This is a genomic window from Pinibacter soli (assembly GCF_029961145.1).
In the GTDB taxonomy this organism is placed as follows: Bacteria; Bacteroidota; Bacteroidia; order Chitinophagales; family Chitinophagaceae; genus Pinibacter; species Pinibacter soli.
Map to the genome: position 1 here is coordinate 100,642 of NZ_JASBRG010000001.1, position 17,113 is coordinate 117,754.

Annotated in this window: 18 protein-coding genes; 9 read left to right on the top strand and 9 right to left on the bottom strand. The window is 39.8% G+C overall.

What is annotated here, in order from left to right:
* Positions 1–358: 358 nt before the first annotated feature.
* Together QJ048_RS00365 and QJ048_RS00370 are read right to left on the bottom strand one after the other, a co-directional pair.
* Positions 359–754 carry an RNA-binding S4 domain-containing protein gene (locus QJ048_RS00365; RefSeq protein ID WP_282332321.1) on the bottom strand — a complete coding sequence of 132 codons (396 nt, stop codon included), beginning with the start codon at positions 752–754 and terminating at the stop codon, positions 359–361.
* A 116-nt stretch (positions 755–870) separates the two neighbouring features.
* Positions 871–2,235 carry a dipeptidase gene (locus QJ048_RS00370; RefSeq protein ID WP_282332322.1) on the bottom strand — a complete coding sequence of 455 codons (1,365 nt, stop codon included), beginning with the start codon at positions 2,233–2,235 and terminating at the stop codon, positions 871–873.
* A gap of 328 nt (positions 2,236–2,563) precedes the next feature.
* Between QJ048_RS00370 and QJ048_RS00375 the strand changes: the two genes are divergently transcribed.
* From QJ048_RS00375 to QJ048_RS00385, 3 genes are all read left to right on the top strand, one after another.
* Positions 2,564–2,800 (top strand): hypothetical protein, encoded by a 237-nt coding sequence (locus QJ048_RS00375; protein ID WP_282332323.1) that lies wholly within the window; start codon positions 2,564–2,566, stop codon positions 2,798–2,800.
* Between the two features lie 5 nt (positions 2,801–2,805).
* Entirely contained in the window at positions 2,806–3,087 is a 282-nt protein-coding gene (locus tag QJ048_RS00380) for a type II toxin-antitoxin system RelE/ParE family toxin (RefSeq protein WP_282332324.1), read from the top strand.
* Between the two features lie 153 nt (positions 3,088–3,240).
* Positions 3,241–5,037 carry a mucoidy inhibitor MuiA family protein gene (locus tag QJ048_RS00385; RefSeq protein WP_282332325.1) on the top strand — a complete coding sequence of 599 codons (1,797 nt, stop codon included), beginning with the start codon at positions 3,241–3,243 and terminating at the stop codon, positions 5,035–5,037.
* A 97-nt stretch (positions 5,038–5,134) separates the two neighbouring features.
* Here QJ048_RS00385 and QJ048_RS00390 read toward each other — a convergent pair whose 3' ends face one another.
* From QJ048_RS00390 to QJ048_RS00400, 3 genes are all read right to left on the bottom strand, one after another.
* Positions 5,135–6,124 (bottom strand): cation diffusion facilitator family transporter, encoded by a 990-nt coding sequence (locus QJ048_RS00390; protein WP_282332326.1) that lies wholly within the window; start codon positions 6,122–6,124, stop codon positions 5,135–5,137.
* 159 nt (positions 6,125–6,283) lie between these two features.
* Positions 6,284–7,045, bottom strand: a complete 762-nt coding sequence (locus QJ048_RS00395) for a superoxide dismutase (RefSeq protein WP_282332327.1) — start codon at positions 7,043–7,045, stop codon at positions 6,284–6,286.
* A gap of 98 nt (positions 7,046–7,143) precedes the next feature.
* On the bottom strand, positions 7,144–8,571 hold the full coding sequence (locus QJ048_RS00400) for an LptF/LptG family permease (protein WP_282332328.1): 1,428 nt from the start codon (positions 8,569–8,571) through the stop codon (positions 7,144–7,146).
* Positions 8,572–8,605: 34 nt separating this feature from the next.
* Here QJ048_RS00400 and QJ048_RS00405 point away from each other — a divergent pair, with 34 nt between their 5' ends.
* Positions 8,606–9,211, top strand: coding sequence for a hypothetical protein (locus QJ048_RS00405; protein WP_282332329.1), 606 nt, complete (start codon positions 8,606–8,608; stop codon positions 9,209–9,211).
* Positions 9,212–9,255: 44 nt separating this feature from the next.
* On the opposite strand, the gene QJ048_RS00410 is transcribed toward QJ048_RS00405, so the two are convergent.
* Positions 9,256–9,636: an START-like domain-containing protein gene (locus QJ048_RS00410; protein ID WP_217794083.1), complete on the bottom strand. Its 381-nt coding sequence runs from the start codon at positions 9,634–9,636 to the stop codon at positions 9,256–9,258.
* A 307-nt stretch (positions 9,637–9,943) separates the two neighbouring features.
* Here QJ048_RS00410 and QJ048_RS00415 point away from each other — a divergent pair, with 307 nt between their 5' ends.
* From QJ048_RS00415 to rimM, 4 genes are all read left to right on the top strand, one after another.
* Positions 9,944–10,819 (top strand): sigma-70 family RNA polymerase sigma factor, encoded by an 876-nt coding sequence (locus tag QJ048_RS00415; RefSeq protein ID WP_217794082.1) that lies wholly within the window; start codon positions 9,944–9,946, stop codon positions 10,817–10,819.
* 223 nt (positions 10,820–11,042) lie between these two features.
* Complete coding sequence (gene ffh, locus QJ048_RS00420) at positions 11,043–12,365, top strand: signal recognition particle protein (RefSeq protein ID WP_282332330.1); 1,323 nt, start codon at positions 11,043–11,045, stop codon at positions 12,363–12,365.
* 225 nt (positions 12,366–12,590) lie between these two features.
* The gene (rpsP, locus tag QJ048_RS00425; RefSeq protein ID WP_217794080.1) at positions 12,591–13,043 is read left to right on the top strand and encodes a 30S ribosomal protein S16; all 453 of its coding nucleotides are present in this window, start codon (positions 12,591–12,593) and stop codon (positions 13,041–13,043) included.
* A 184-nt stretch (positions 13,044–13,227) separates the two neighbouring features.
* Entirely contained in the window at positions 13,228–13,743 is a 516-nt protein-coding gene (rimM, locus tag QJ048_RS00430) for a ribosome maturation factor RimM (protein WP_282332331.1), read from the top strand.
* Here rimM and QJ048_RS00435 read toward each other — a convergent pair.
* The 3 genes from QJ048_RS00435 to QJ048_RS00445 all read right to left on the bottom strand — a co-directional run bounded on the left by QJ048_RS00435 (position 13,706) and on the right by QJ048_RS00445 (position 15,621).
* Positions 13,706–14,305: a DinB family protein gene (locus tag QJ048_RS00435; protein ID WP_282332332.1), complete on the bottom strand. Its 600-nt coding sequence runs from the start codon at positions 14,303–14,305 to the stop codon at positions 13,706–13,708. The genes rimM and QJ048_RS00435 overlap by 38 nt on opposite strands.
* Positions 14,306–14,449: 144 nt before the next feature.
* Positions 14,450–15,034 (bottom strand): Crp/Fnr family transcriptional regulator, encoded by a 585-nt coding sequence (locus tag QJ048_RS00440; protein ID WP_282332333.1) that lies wholly within the window; start codon positions 15,032–15,034, stop codon positions 14,450–14,452.
* 113 nt (positions 15,035–15,147) lie between these two features.
* The gene (locus QJ048_RS00445) at positions 15,148–15,621 is read right to left on the bottom strand and encodes a hypothetical protein (RefSeq protein WP_282332334.1); all 474 of its coding nucleotides are present in this window, start codon (positions 15,619–15,621) and stop codon (positions 15,148–15,150) included.
* Positions 15,622–15,892: 271 nt separating this feature from the next.
* Here QJ048_RS00445 and dinB point away from each other — a divergent pair, with 271 nt between their 5' ends.
* Complete coding sequence (gene dinB / locus QJ048_RS00450; protein WP_282332335.1) at positions 15,893–17,101, top strand: DNA polymerase IV; 1,209 nt, start codon at positions 15,893–15,895, stop codon at positions 17,099–17,101.
* The last annotated feature ends 12 nt before the right edge of the window (positions 17,102–17,113 follow it).

Genomic DNA, 17,113 nt, shown 5'->3' on the forward strand with positions numbered 1-17,113 from the left:
GAGTTAATCCAGAAGTCGATCTCAAAAATAATATAATTTTTCAATTGTTAAAATAAATTGCCTAAAAAGTGAACAATTCGATTTCCAATTGAAAATGAATTAATTAATATACCCAATTTATGGTAAAAACGCGAAAACAGCAGCGTATTTTTACGCTTATTTTTTTAAATAATATCAGGAATCTGAAATCTGCTGATTGAAAGTATGTGGATACAATTGGGTTTGCGAGACAAATCGCAAGGGCCATTCACGACTCGTTTGATTACAAGTCATAAGCAGGCGAGGTATAGAAACATACCAAGGAGCGGGCCTGATTAATTCACTTGAAGACGCCTCAAATCATTTTCAAATTTTCAAATTATTCTTCCCCCTCATCGATGAAACCCTCAATGTCGCGGCGTTGTTTTTTGGTGGGACGTCCTACCTTGCTAAGGCGCTTTCCAGTGTGGAACGATGCTGCCTGGAAGCGAACTCTTTCCATTTCTTCCGGCGGGGTAAGATCCTCGTAGTATTTTATCGCTTCTGCATATTGCACGCGATTAGCGAGTAAGCCTGTTACTTTTATTACCCATTTTTTTACCTCGGTCTTTACCTCATACTCATCTCCCACATTAACTGCGCGTGAAGCTTTTACAGACTCACCGTGCATTTTCACACGGCCTTTCTCAAGCGCGTCGGCAGCAATGCTCCTTGTTTTAAACAAACGGATTGCCCAGAGGTATTTATCAAGACGAAGTTTTTCTTTATCGCTCATTCTATTCAAGTTTATAGTTGCTGGTTGTTAGTTGTCAGGCTTTATGTGAAACAAATGAAATAAAACCAATGCCGCACAGAAAGTCTGACAACCAACAACTATCAACAAACAACTATTTACTGTTCCGCAAAGTACTTATGGAAATACGGAATGGTTTCAATGCCTTTGTAATAGTTTGCCAGATCATATTTTTCATTAGGGCTGTGCAAATTGTCGCTGTCCAGTCCAAAGCCCATGAAAATAATCTTAACGCCCAGTTCTTTTTCAAACAATGCACAGATAGGAATACTTCCGCCACCACGCACAGGAATTGGTTGTTTACCAAAAGTTGTTTCAATTGCTTTCGCGGCAGCTTTATATCCGTTGCTGTCAATCGGCGTCATATAAGGCTCACCGCCGTGATGCAATTCAGCTTTGATCTGAATATACGGCGGAGCAATTTTTTTAAGATGGTTGATCAAAATTTCAGTGATCTTATCAGATGTTTGATTTGGCACCAAACGGCAACTGATCTTCGCATATGCTTTTGATGGCAATACAGTTTTTGCACCTTCGCCTATGTAGCCGCCCCAAATGCCATTCAACTCAAGCGTAGGACGAATACCTGTGCGCTCATTGGTGGTAAATCCCTTTTCTCCCCACAGTTCATTTACACCTAAATCTTTTTTGTATTCTTCTTCGCTGAACGGAGCTTCCGCCATTAGCTTTCTTTCTGCTGCAGACGCTTCTACCACATCATCATAAAAACCCGGAATGGTAATGTGATTGTTTTCATCATGCAATGAAGCAATCATTTTTGCAAGAATAGTAATCGGGTTGGCAACTGCACCACCGTACACACCACTGTGCAAGTCACGGTTAGGACCGGTAACCTCCACTTCAATGTAGCTCAGGCCACGTACACCAACATCCATAGAAGGTGTATCCAAACTGATCAATGCAGTGTCGCTGATTAAAATCACATCAGACTTTAAAAGTGCTTTATTTTCTTTTACAAATGTTGCAAGGTTAGGGCTTCCAACTTCTTCTTCCCCTTCAATTAAAAATTTAATATTGGTTGCAAGCGTATTCGTTTTGCTCATGGTTTCAAAAGCTTTCACGTGCATGTACACCTGGCCTTTATCATCACATGCGCCACGGGCATATATTTTTCCGTCTTTGATTACCGGTTCGAATGGGCCGCTGTGCCATAGGTTCAGCGGATCTGCAGGTTGTACATCATAGTGACCATACACCAGTACAGTTGGCTTGGAAGGATCAATAATTTTTTCACCATATACTACCGGATGGCCCGCTGTTGGATAAATTTCAACTTTATCTGCACCAGCTTCCTGCAAGCGTGTTTTCAGTGCTTCAGCACAAGCCTGCATATCTTTTTTATGCTCGCTTCTTGCGCTCACACTTGGAATGCGCAATAACTCAAGCAATTCATTTAAAAACTTGTCCTTATTTTTTTCCTGATAATCTTTCCAGATTTGCATAACAATCAGTTTAATTTAGGTGAAAAGTAAACGAAATTAGGGGTTTACGCGGAAAAAAAAGAATGGCACGCAGATGACGCAGATTAGATGGATTTATGCGGATTTTTCAACCGCAAAGCTGGCGCAAAGGAAGCAAAGATGAAACTCCGCTTTGCTTCCTTTGCGTTTCTGCGGTGGCCCTCCTTTCAAAGTAATGCCGCATTGCAATCTTTGCGGTTAAAAGCATCATCAGTATGCACGTGCAATTCAAATATTTGCCATTTAACCATTCTTAATTCTTAGTTTTCTATTGACGATATAAAACTTTAAATTTGTCCAAAGGTGTGTTATGCAAGTAGTAAATATTCGCCAAAAACTTCATCAATATATTGACAACAGCGACGAAAAGCTTTTAAAGCTTATGTATGCTATTGCAAAAGAATATTATGAGGACGACGATTTTGAGTATTCTTTTACCGACCAAGAGATTAATGAATTTGAAAAAAGAAGAGCCGACAGAATAAGTGGCCAAAGTAAGCTTTATAGCTGGAAAGAAGCAAAGGATAAAATTATTGGTAAAAAATAGTTTAGATGAGTTACACCCTGGAATTGCAGGCTGAAGCTGTAATTGACATACAAGATGCCTTTGAATGGTATGAAGAACAAAAAAGAGGATTAGGATTTGAACTTTTAGACGAAATAGAAGCAGGATTTGAAAAAATCTGTGAAAGTCCCTTCCATTATTCCTCAATTAATGAGAGTTTCAGAAGATTTAAAATTAAGCGCTTTCCATATTTAATTATCTACGAAATTGAAACCTTTAAAGTCATTGTTATTGCGGTAAGACATTCGAGCAAAAAGCCAAAAGACTAATTATACTTTCTTCAAAAATTCCTCAAGATCATATACTTCAAATTCGAAACGAATATTGGCACTAGAGCACTCCTTAATTCTTAATTATTAATTCTTAATTGTTTTATGTAATCCTCCTCTCCCACGCATCCTCTGCATACAAAATTGGTATTTATGAAAAAGAAGATGCTAGGATGGATGCTCGTTGCTTTTGCATTTACCGCCAAAGCAGAAGACAAAGTAACTGTTACCGCGACGCTGAAAACAGTTACGATTTACCGTTCCGGTGCAGAAATGAATCACATTGCAAGTGCCACGCTTAAGCCCGGTAATAACGAATTGATTATTGACAATATTAGCAACAAGATCGACATCAACAGTATACAGGTAAAAGCTCCTGCAGCTGTAACCATTATGGGTGTTGAGTTTTCCAACAACTATCTTGTTTCCACAGAAAAAACACCACGCATAAAAATGCTGGAGGATTCAATTGAAACTGTGCGAAATAAAATTTCAAGAATTGATCTTGCCATAAGCAATACGGGTAAACTCATTGACGTGTTAAATGCAAATCGCGACATTAAAGGAGCACAAACCGGCCTGAGCGTTGCAGAGTTGATGAAGCTAATGGATTACTACAAAGCCAAACTTAATGAACTACAGGATGATTTGTTACAGCAAAACGCCAGGAAAGAAAAGGAGCAAGAGTTAATCAGCAAACTTCAATCACAATTAAGAGAAGAACAAAATAAAAACGTTGCCACCTCCGGCAGATTAATATTGCAGCTTTCAGTAGCAACCGCTGGAAAATTTGATTTCAACATTTCATATATCGCTCAAAATGCTTTCTGGACGCCTTACTACGACATTCGTGTAGAAAGCACAGACAGGCCGCTTAAAGTTGTGCAAAAGGCGAAGATCAATCAATCAACAGGCATTGACTGGAAACAGGTAAAATTATCGCTGTCTACTTCGATGCCCAACCAGTGGGGCGATGCGCCAATCTTGACGCAATGGTTTTTGGGCTATATAAATCCAGTTGTAGTCATGGACAAAAAACTTTCTGCTCCCAGCGCGATGAATTCCATTTCCGGATGGAAGGAAGAATCGGCAGTTGGCGCGGCAAGTAGTATTAGAGTTAGAGGTTCGGCAACAATACAAAAAGATATAAAACCTCTCTATGTAGTAAATGGAAATATTATGGATGCAAATGACGCCGCTAAAATCGATCCCTCTTCCATCAAGAACATAGAGGTATTGAAAGATGAAGCTGCCATGGCCTTATATGGTTCGAGGGCAACTAACGGAGCGATTCTGATCACACTAAAATCTGGCCTCGAAGATTATGTTTCAGTGGCTGATAATACGATGGATGTAACATTTGATATCTCCATTCCATTCGACGTTCCCACCAACGGAAAGGAACAAACAGCAACCATTCAATCATTGGAAGTACCTGCAAACTATAAACACTACTCTGTGCCTAAGCTTGATAAAGATGCGTATCTGCTTGCACAAGTGAAAGGCTGGGAAAAACTGAACTTACTGCCCGGTAACGCGAATATTATTTTCGAAGGCACCTATGTGGGCAAATCCTTTATTGATCCGAACTCTGTGCAAGACACACTAAACCTAACGCTTGGAAGAGACAAGCGTATTGCCATCAAACGCGATAAGCTCATCGATTACAGCAGCGTTAAGTTTTTAGGTTCTAACAAACTGCAAAAATTCACTTATGAAATCACGGTAAAGAATAACAAGAACGAAGCAACAAAAGTATTGCTGAAGGATCAGTTCCCAACTTCCACTAATAAAGAAATAGAAGTGGAACTGCTTGATGCAGGCGGCGCCGAAATCAACAAAGATCTTGGCGTACTAAACTGGCAATTACAACTCGCAGCTAATGAAACGAGAAAAGTGCGCTTCACATATAGTGTAAAATATCCAAAGGACAGAACGGTTAATCTTTAATTGATAATTGAAAGTTGAAAATTGAAAATGGTTCTAAAAGCAAGAGACACTTCACAGAAACAATCATTTTCCATTTTCAACTTTCAACTTTCAACTTTCAATTATCCAAACTGTGTTTCTTATTCGAAATAATATTCTCCAGCGTCCATTCAATGCGCTTTTCAAAGGGGTGCAGGCGCTCGTCGCAGTCTTCTTTTATGCAAATGGCGCAGGAGAAATCCAGGCATGCATCTGTGTGCACAAAGAACTCTACACTTTCGCCAAAATTCTTTGTGATGAGTTCTATCAATCCATCGATTTCTTTGTGGGCTTCAATCACATTTAAATACCAGGGAACAGTAAGGTGGCAATCGATATGCAACACGCTGCCATACTTGATTACACGAAGATTGTGAAGATCAACCCAGTTGGGTCGACGGTTTTGGTTAAGCACTTTTACCAGCTTTCCGAGCAATTCCATGTCAGCTTCATCCATAATGCCGGCGATAGACGAACGGATGATCTTATAACCGGTGAAAATGATGATCAATCCGAAAATGGCGGCAACTATACTATCGATGATCACAAGGTGCGTGAAATAGATGAGCACGAGACCAACCACAATCCCGATCGTAGAATAAGTATCGGACTGCAAATGTTTTCCCCCTGCAATCAATGCAGCGGAATTACTTTTCTTGCCCTGTTTAATAGCGTAGGCTCCCACAAACCAGTTTACCACTCCTGCAAAAACAATCATCAGAATACCGTAGTCAACTTTGTGTATCTCTTGTGGCTCGATGAAATTAAGAATCGATTTGTATATGACGAAAGCACCCGCAATGCTTATCAACGTGCCTTCTACTGCGGCAGATAGAAATTCGGCCTTGCCATGTCCGTACGGATGATCGATATCTCTTGGCTTCGCCGCTACAAACAAGCTGTACAAGCCAATGCAGCCGGCTACCACATTCACAATGCTTTCCAAAGCATCCGTTAATATCGAAACAGATTTTGTGAGGAAATAAGCTATGATCTTAACTATGAAAAGAAAAATCGCAACAGTAACAACTATCTTTTGTATGCGAATATTTACCTGCGCTGAATTCAAGGGAAACCAGTTTTAAGTGTTAAGTTGTAAGTAATAAGTTTATACTGAATCGTTGGCTTTTATGCCTGAGCAAGAGTTGCTTTAAGTCTTCCAATCATAACCTTCTCGTATCAGCAGTTCACCAATACTAAAAACTTACAACTTATTACTTAAAACTTACTACCCTACTATTGTCTTATATCTATCCTGGACAAATTGCCAGTTTACCACGTTCCACCAGTTTTCAATGTAGTCGGGGCGTTTGTTCTGATATTTCAAATAGTAAGCATGTTCCCAAACATCAAGTCCCAAAAGAGGAATCCCTTTCTTTTCAGAAATGTCCATCAGGGTGTTGTCCTGGTTTGGTGTGGAAGTTATTTCAAGGTCCTTGTTGTTGTTTACGATAACCCATGCCCAGCCGCTTCCAAAGCGACTCTTGGCAGCATCATTAAACGCAGTTTTAAAATCTGCGAAAGATTTGAATTTGGTCTCAATAGCAGTAAGTAAATTTCCCGAAGGAGTACCGCCGCCATTTGATTTCATGCTTTTCCAAAACAATTCATGGTTGTAATGGCCGCCTGCATTGTTGCGCATTTTGGTGGAATATTTGGAAATATTCGCCAGCACATTTTCAACAGAAGATGTATCTGTTACGCCTTCGGCTTGTGCGGCGTCTTTTAGATTTTTTGTATATCCGGCCGCATGTTTTGTGTAGTGTATTTCCATCGTCATCGCATCAATGTATGGCTCCAATGCTGCGTATGAATATGGCAAAGCTTGTTGATCGAAAGGTGTTTTGATTTTTGAAGGAATTGCAGCAGCTGTTTTCTTGCTTGACCCGCATCCTTCAATGATAGAACCGCCTACCATGGCGCCAACACCTAAGATAACTGTAGTTTTTGCTGAATCTTTTATGAACGTCCGGCGAGAAGATTGTTTCATAACAGGGAAGTTTGGTCAAAATTAATTATTTAAAACCAGTCAGTTATAGAAAAAATTATGCCGCTGAAAGTTTAACCTTAATACCTCGTTGCAATACCTTAAGCGCTATTTTTCTTACGGCTTATTTTTTGAAGAAAAGGGCCTATCTGCTTAAAAATACGATGATAAAACTCCTTGTTGAACAACTGGGAATCCCTCATTGCTTTGTAAGTTAAAAATGCCCCTACCGGCACGAGCACAAATGTGGCCATCCACATTCCTACAAACGGCGTAAGCACGTCTTCCTTTACAAACTTTTGCCCGAAATTGTTCAAAAGGAAAAATACCACGAAGAATATCACCGCAAAAACCAGTGGCATTCCAATCCCTCCTTTTCTTATGATGGAACCAAGTGGCGCTCCGATAAAAAACAAAACAAGACAGGCGAGTGACATTGAAAACTTCTGATGCCAGCCAATTTTATAGTAGCGCAGTTCCTTTCGTCTATCGTCATACGCAGGAAGAATACTTTCAATCGTGGATTTAATGCCCGTCGCCTGCGAAACCAATCTTTCATTGGTTGACGCCCAGGCGCTGTCCGGAATAATGTCTTTGATAGATTTTACTTTTTTTACCGAATCAACTTTCGCCCAACCAGAATCAACGTACTTGGCAAGAGGCAAGTAATTCATAGCCGTCACTTTTTTCTGATGATCAATCATTTTACCAACGGAGTCAATAGATATCGAAAGCTGTCGCACACTCAACATTTGCCAATTGTTCTTAAAAGCACTGTCGCTCGTAGAGTTAAATAAAAACGAGCTCATGTCAAATGATTTCTGAAACTCCTTAAAACCAAGCCTTATGTATTCTGTTCCACCACCGCGGCTTCCCCGTTCCTGGTACCGCCATCCATTTTTAAATTTGAATATCAGGGACCGTTTGTCAGGCGACAATGTGATCACACCTTTATCGGCAACAATAAAATTGTCCTGCAGATTATAATCCTTTTCGTAGATGACAACATTTGTTACCGTGGAGTCATCTTTTTCCTTCTTACCCACTTTGATCGCATAACCCGGAATGCTGGTGTAGAATGACCCTTCCTTTAAATCAAATGCTGGTTTCTTGTTGATTATATCATATTTCAACCTGTTGAAACGAAGATTACAAACAGGAATAATGTAGTTGTTGAACATGAACGCGACGCCGCAAATAAAAAGCGTGGTAACAAAAAGGGGACGCATAAATCTTAGTAGTGGAATGCCGGCAGATTTTATGGCCACCAACTCAAAGGTTTCGCCAAGATTACCAAAGGTCATAATGGAAGACAACAACACAGCCAGCGGTAATGCCAGTGGAACCACTGTAGCAGCCACATACATCACGAATTTAAGAATAGTGAAAAGATCAATACCCTTACCAACAATATCATCAATGTACAGCCAGAAAAACTGCAGCACCAACACGAATGATGTAATGAAAAGAGTGGCAATAAATGGTCCTACGAAGGCTTTAACGATTAGTTTGTCTAATTTTTTTATCACGGGCCGTAAATAAATTCGTGAATATCTTTATGCTATGGTCGTAACAAAAATAATGCTTTCAGAAGACGAATTGCAGTTAGTTCAAAATAGCGGGTGGATTTTAACAAAGAATGCCATAATTGGGAAAGTCTACACGATGTTTGGAAATGTTGCAGAACTGTTGCATGATCATGTAAACGAGCGTCAGCACTCACTTCCGGAAAATTGCTCAACCAACAACCCTAAAATTTCCAAAGGCGAAAAGTACGAAGATCTGCCTTATGTAATGTTGGACTATCCGCGTTTTTTTACGAAGGAAGAAATTGTTGCTGTAAGAAATTTTTTCTGGTGGGGAAACTATTTCAGCACTACACTACATGTGCGCGGCCTGCATAGGCACAAAGTCGCGGCAAGTATTCTTGAACAATTTGAATACTTAGCGGCAAAGCAATTTTATTTGTCTACAGGAGGAAGCGAATGGGACCACAATATCGATGGCAGCAACTATTCTTTGCTGAATGGCTACAGCAAAACTGCTTTGTCAGATGTTTTGGAGAAAAGTAATTTTATAAAACTTGCTGTAAAATTCCCTCTTAAAGAATGGTCTATTGCGGAGAAACAATTGGAAAATTCTTCAATTGAAATGCTTACGCTTTTATAAAAAGTAGTAAAGCTTTGAGGCTTTACCGCTTTTTACTTTATCAATTAACTTCCAATACGGTGCAATAGGTCCTTAACCTGGTAGCTCCATAATTGGCTTTGATCCTTAATGTCTTTTTTGTCAGCAAAATCCTTCACAACCAAAATTGTTTGATTGCTTACTTCAGATTTTTCAATGCGAAATTCAAAGTACTCTTCAGCCGGCGCATGCTGCCAATGAAAACGAATGAAACTCTCTTCCTCGCTTTCCACAACATCTGCTTTTTCAACAGAACCGTTCCATGAAAAGCTAAAAATATTATCTCTTTCATCCACTTTGTCTGCGAACCATTCCTGCAACCCGGAGGCCGTGCTCAGGAATTCAAAGAGTATCGATGGTGAACACCTAACGGGATACTCGAGTGTAAAAATTTGTTTTTTGCTCATCTACCTTATTCAATTCAAAAAATTACCAATGCGCAATAATAGAAAAATAATTAATGTAGAAAAGAGATTTGCACAATAAATTTTACTAGAAATTAGTTTTCATATGATTATACAACGTGTTTTTTCTAATTTTTCGGGAAAATACTATCCAAAATAGATTTTTTTGGTCGTGTTATAATATTTGTTAAATTGCTAATGCATAGGGAGGAGTGGAGAAAGACACTTTGTGAGTAGCAAAAACTTAACCATAATTTTTTTAAAATATACCATTCATAACCAAAACAGCTTTAGATAAAAAACCTCACCTATGAGCATGCGACAACTCAAAATCACGAAATCTATCACCAATCGTGAATCACAAAGTCTGGAGAAATATCTCCAGGAGATTGGAAAGGTAGAATTGATCAGTCCCGAAGAAGAGGTCCGTTTGGCCCGCCTGATTAAAGAAGGCGATCAAAGGGCACTCGACAGACTTACCAAAGCAAACCTCCGTTTTGTTGTATCCGTTGCAAAACAGTACCAGAACCAAGGCTTATCACTTCCCGACCTGATTAACGAAGGCAACCTCGGCCTCATAAAAGCAGCCCAACGTTTCGATGAAACTCGCGGCTTTAAATTCATCTCTTACGCCGTTTGGTGGATCCGCCAAAGTATTTTACAAGCTCTTGCAGAACAATCACGAATCGTTCGTTTACCACTCAACAAGGTTGGCTTGACGAATCGTATTCAAAAAGCATTTTCGCAGCTTGAACAGGAATATGAACGTGAACCATCCCCTGAAGAACTGGCTGAAATGCTGGAACTCGATATTGATGAGGTTTCATCAACGCTCGGCGTTTCTGCCCGCCATGTAAGCATGGATACTCCCCTTTCTGAAGGCGAAGACAATACACTGATTGATGTTCTTGAAAACCCCAACGCCGAAAGAACCGAAAAACGCATTGAGCACGACGAATCTTTAAAACAAGAAATCGATCGATCCCTAAAAGCGCTTACTGAGCGTCAGAAAGAAGTTATCTGCTTTTTCTTTGGAATTGGTGTAGATCATCCGATGAGCCTTGAAGATATCGGCGAAAAATTCTGCTTAACACGCGAACGCGTTCGCCAGATAAAGGACAAAGCGATCACTAAATTGAAATCAAATTCCAGATCAAAGGTTTTACGTAGCTACCTGGGCGTTTAACCGTAAAGACGATATTCTATAGAAAAAATTTACTTTATTGAGCCTCAACCAGGCTCTCGTACTTTTTTATACCTAATTGATTGAGAAGAAGGGAAATGACCCAAAAACCATTTTCAACTTTCAACTTTCAATTTTCCATTCTCAATTAACATTTATATTTGCAAACTTATTAAGGTGAATGTATCGTTACATTCACCTTTTCATTTTAGAAAATTGAGAAAATATGTTTGAGTCATTAAGCGAACGGCTTGATTCGGCCTTTAAGAGTTTGAAAGGTGAAGGCAGAATTACGGAACTTAATATTGCGTCTACTGTAAAGGAAATTCGTCGTGCGTTGATCGACGCTGACGTTAACTATAAAATTGCCAAAGAATTTACCGATAAAATAAAAGATGCTGCAGTCGGCGAAAAGGTTATTACGGCCATCAGTCCCGGCCAGTTGATGACGAAAATCGTGAAGGATGAACTGACCCAATTAATGGGCGGTAACGAAGTGGAACTCAACGCAAAGGGCAACCCTGCCATCATTTTGATCGCCGGTTTGCAAGGTTCGGGTAAAACAACCTTCAGCGGTAAACTCGCTAATTACCTGAAAAGCAAAAAAGGCTTTTCTCCTATGCTCGTTGCAGCGGATATCTACAGACCTGCGGCGATCGATCAGTTGAAAGTACTTGGTGGCCAGATAGGTGTGGATGTGTACAGCGAGCCTGAAAACAAAGACGCTGTTGCCATTGCACAAAACGCTGTAAAAGAAGCCAGAACAAGAAACAAGAACGTTCTGATCATAGATACTGCCGGCCGTTTAGCCGTTGACGAGGTGATGATGACCGAAGTGGCGAATGTAAAAAATGCTGTGAATCCTCAGGAGATCCTTTTCGTAGTGGATTCAATGACCGGTCAGGACGCTGTAAACACTGCAAAAGCGTTCAATGACAGATTGAACTTCAGTGGCGTTGTTCTTACAAAACTCGATGGTGATACTCGTGGTGGTGCCGCTCTTTCCATTAAGTACACGGTTGATAAGCCCATCAAATTCATCAGCAGTGGTGAAAAAATGGACACGCTGGATGTGTTTTATCCTGAGAGGATGGCACAGCGTATCCTTGGCATGGGTGATATCACTACCCTTGTGGAAAAAGCGCAAGCTCAGTACGACGAGGCACAAGCTAAGAAATTGGAAAAAAAGATCCGTAAAAATCAGTTTGATTTTGAGGACTTCAAACAGCAATTGGACCAGATCAAAAAAATGGGTAATTTGAAAGACTTGATGGGTATGATTCCTGGCGTGGGAAAAGCCATTAAGGATATAGAGATCAGCGATGATGCGTTCAAAGGCATTGAAGCAATGATCAATTCAATGACTCCTTACGAAAGAGCAAACCCGGATTCCATAAATCCTAGTCGTCGTACAAGGATCGCTAAAGGAAGTGGCAAGGAACTTGTAGATGTAAATGCCTTCATGAAGCAATTCGAACAAATGAAGAGCATGATGAAGATGATGAATAAAATGCCAATGGGCCGCATGGGCGGGTTTGGTAAGAGATAAGTTGATAGTTAATGGTTATTAGTTGTTAGATTTGTAACAACGGAAAATTGCAGAGTACAGTTGACTGGTTGATAATCAATGCTAACAACTATCAACCAAAAGCAAACAACTATTTAGAAAATTCTTAGCATTTATTAAATTTGCTAAAACGAAAAGGATTGGTATTTTTGCAATCCTTGAAAAGAGTAAACCCTATTTGTTCAAGCATTTAAATTTCTATTTAAGATGCCAGTAAAAATGAGACTTCAACGTCACGGCTCAAAAAAAAGACCATTCTACTTTGTAGTGGTAGCCGATGCACGTGCACCAAGAGATGGTAAATTCATCCAAAAAATCGGTACTTACAATCCACAAACAGTTCCTGCTACAGTACAGCTCGATCGCCAAAAAGCGCTTGACTGGTTGCACAAAGGTGCTCAACCAACTGACACTGTTCGCAGAATCCTGTCTTTCAAAGGCGTATTGTACCTGAAGCATTTACTGCGCGGAGTTAAATTAGGCTTGTTCGACGATGCTACAGCTATGATTAAATTCGAAGCTTGGCATAAAGAACACGAAGTTCAAATTAAACGTCGCCAGGAAGAGCACAGAAAAGCAAGATTTTCCAAAAGACCACAACAACCAATCGTAAAGAGAGTTGAACGCAAAGCTGAAGGCGATGCGGGTGCTGAAGGATAAATCAATTTTTTGCGAAAAAAATTAAAATCCCGGTGATTTATCATCGGGATTTTTTTCTTTACAAAAGGCAAATGGAACGCAGATCGTCATGATTTTTATGATTTGCCAAGATTTTTTCTAAATCATCATAAATCATGACAATCTTGAAAATCTGCGTTCTCGTCGCATTTTCAACTTTCAATTAATGACAAACTATAACACTCTCGGTAAATTCGTTGCCACCTTTGGCGTGAAAGGAGAATTGGTTCTCCAGCATCATCTTGGCAAAAAAACGGCGCTAAAAGGGCTGGAAGTTCTGTTTGTAGAGGTTAAGAAGGATGAATTCCTTCCCTACTTCATCCAGGAAGCTCGAATGAAAAACGACAGTGAAGTGTACATTAAACTCGAAGGCGTTGACACAAAGGAAGTCGCACAAAAACTCACACAAAAACAACTTTGGCTTCCGGAAGAAGACTTTCAGAAATATGCCGGCAAATCTGCGCCGGTTTCGTTACTCGGCTATCACCTGATTGACGAAGGAAAAGATCTTGGAGAAATCCTTGAAGTGATCGAGCAACCGCACCAGGTGCTTGCCAAGATAGATCTAAACGGCAACGAAGCGCTTATTCCTATTCATACAGATACACTCGAAAAAATAGACCGCAAGAACAAAAAAGTGCATGTTATATTGCCGGATGGATTGCTGGAATTGTATATGTAATATTTTCTCCCAAAGCTATCGCAGCATTTTTTATCTGAATCATGTGTCTTTGCTCATGGGCAATTAAGAAGCGAAAAGTATCGCCAAGCTTAAGTTTAATGAGTTTTGTGAGCGTAATTGCAATTCTCCATTTGCCCAGATCAATATTCTCAGCTTTGGATAATAGCAAAAGCAAATAGCGCTGTTGTTCCATAAACTCCTCCACCACTTCTTTTGCATTTAACTTCGCGGGAGGAATATGTTTGGCCGGTGTTTTCATTTTCGCAGGCTTCAACATCATTTTTGTAAAATAGTCGCCCAGCCAGCCCGGCACAAATGAAGCAGTATTCTTATTGTTGAGCAAAGCAGCTTTATCAATCGTTTTTTCAATCGCCAGCAAATAATATCTGCCGTAGGTATTCATATGTTCTAACGCTTGAGCAATGCTCCATTTACCTGCTGCAGGCTGCATGAGTAACATATTTTCCGGTAAATGTGCATAGTTCTTCTGCACTGCTTCCAGAACGTCGATAACGTCTGTTTTCAATTGTTGTAATAGAGATTTAGAAGAGTAAGATGGCATTGTTGTAAATTTTAAACAAAGCTATAAAGCCGGTTTTTATAAAATCTTGGTCTGCGCCAAGATTATTGATATCAGAGACGGAAAGAGGGAGTTGGCACGCAGATGACACAGATTAGACTGATTTACGCTGATTTTCTGGAATTGTTATATTCGTACGGTTGCCATGAGCTTGCTGAATGTTGTTGGGTCGAGGCCAAGGTAGGAAGCCAGGTATTTGTGTGGAACGATCTGTAAAATGTGTGGGCTGCGTTTTAGTAAGGTGCGGAATTTTTCTTCAGCAGAAAAACAGCTCAATTCTATTTGTCTTTCCAATATGCCGGACACAATGAACGACAACGATTTTCTTACATATCGCTCAATGCCCAAGCAAGTTTCCATTTGTTTTTCAATGTGTCCGTAAGGCGCTCGCAACAGGGTGCTTGTCGTCAGTGTTTCTAAAAAATATTTCGAAGGTTGTTGTAATAGAAAAGAATCGATGATGCCGGAAAATGAATACGGATATGAAAAAACAATGGTCACTTCTTTTTCTCCATTCGCGTAAAAGCCGCGCTGTACACCATCTACTACGAAATACAAATACTTCTCCGTTTCGCCGGTAGCAGTCAAAATAGTTTTTCGTTTGTACGAAACCGTTTGCCAGCCTTCCAGAAAACTTTCCCATTCATTTTCGGCAAGAGGTTGCAAAGCGAAAATTGTTTTTTTCAAAGCCTGTGCATGTGCTTCTTCCATAAACTTACGAGGGTTTGTTTAAGGGCAAAATGTTCTTTTCAGTGTCTTGTAAAAATCGCTTCAATACCACACTACAGCGTTTTTACTTTTTATTTTTTACTTTTTAGTTAAACCTAATGGCCTGCTTTAATAAAATCAGCCAGTAGCTTCATACGGTAATACAAATTGCTCACCATTAGAGAAACGTTATTTTTTACCTGTGTCAAAGAGTTGTTGTTCATCCTTTTAAGGTTTTTCAACTCTTCTATTTTTTCATCAATTTTTTCGAGCAGTTTCTCCGCCGTCCAGCCGATATAGCGCTTGTTGCGTTCCTCATAAATATTCTGTGCTTCAATTTTTCCCTGATGCAGTTTCTTAAAATTGAAATTGGCGGTTATCGCCTGCTTAATGGCATCGTTAGACAGCATATCGATCAACACATCGTATGCCACATTGTTCTTAAAGCCGTTTTTAAAAACGTTCAGGTTATTCTGCAATTCACGAATCACCTGCCTTTTATGAACGTCGTTTGTGTCGGATTTTTTCTGTAAAAAGGTTATTAAACTTTGAAGCGGACCTAATCCCGCTTTTAGCCATTCTAATTGCATCTATAAAAATATGAATTTTAGCCATATGTGAAAGACCAATTTCAGAACAATTTTATCTCTCATTAACACTCAAATACAAGCAGTTAAATAAACTAATATATTAGTTTTTGATAAAAATTGTAGCAAAAAACTAAAAAATCCTAAGCCCGAAAATTGTGTAACTTAGGGGCGAATAATTGAATTATAGAATCATTGAATAATTGAGTATTTCGGCGATTCATTCGGTTCGTTTAATCAATTATTCAATAATTCAGTCATTCAATCATTCGCCTTGTCTCAGCGTTACATAGCACATTTCGATTTGGATTCATTTTTCGTAAGCGTAGAGGTTATAAACAATCCATCGCTTAAGGGAAAACCTGTGCTGGTGGGCGGGCACAGCGAAAGAGGTGTTGTGGCCGCTTGCAGCTACGAGGCACGGAAGTTTGGCATCCATAGTGCCATGCCAATGAAAAAGGCGATGCAGCTTTGCCCGCATGCCATTATTACCAATAGCTCCCGCGGCGAATACAGTCGCTATTCACGATGGGTAACCAATATTATAGCAGAAGAAGCACCTGTGTTTGAGAAGGCTTCGATTGATGAATTTTATCTCGATCTCATGGGAATGGATAAGTATTTTGTTCCTTTCGAATGGACGCAAAAGCTTCGCCAACGCATCATAGATGAAACACATTTGCCTATTTCTTTTGCACTGGCAAGCAATAAATTAATTGCAAAAATTGCTACAGACGTGGCGAAGCCAAATGGTTTTATTTGGGTAAGGCCGGGTGAAGAGCTTGCATTCCTTGATCCGCTACGTGTAAACAAAATTCCGGGCGTTGGGGAAGAGACTTATAAAAAACTTGTTACCTACAATATAGAAACGATCAAAGACATACGCCTTCGTAAAAGAGAGGAGATGGAAATGATTCTTGGGAAATACGGTGGCGATCTTTGGGAAAGGGCCAATGGTATTCATACCCGGATCGTGCAACCTTACCATGAAGCGAAATCCATTTCCACCGAAAATACCTTTGAAGAGAATAAAACCGATGTGGATTTCCTGCTGGTGGAATTGGTGCGAATGGCCGAAAAGGTGGCTTATGAATTAAGGCAAGATGATAAAACAGCGGGATGCATTGCAGTGAAAATAAGATACGCCGATTTTGAAACAACGACTAAACAAGCCACTATCCCCTACACTTTTTATGACGACGAATTGATACGTTCGGCCAAAGAATTGTTTCATAAATCTTATCGTAAAGGACAATCTGTAAGGCTTATTGGCGTTCGGCTCAGCGAACTTACAGATGAGGCAATGCAAACAAGTCTTTTTACAGATGTACAAAAGAAATCCGGGCTTTACAAGGCCATTGATGACGTAAAAAACAAGTTCGGCTCTGACTTGCTCACAAAGGCTGCTGTAAAACAAAATGAGCAGTTTAAAAGTGAGCACGCTGCCTTTAACAGGACGGGAAGAAAGAATTTGAAAAAGTAAGTATTTGGTAAG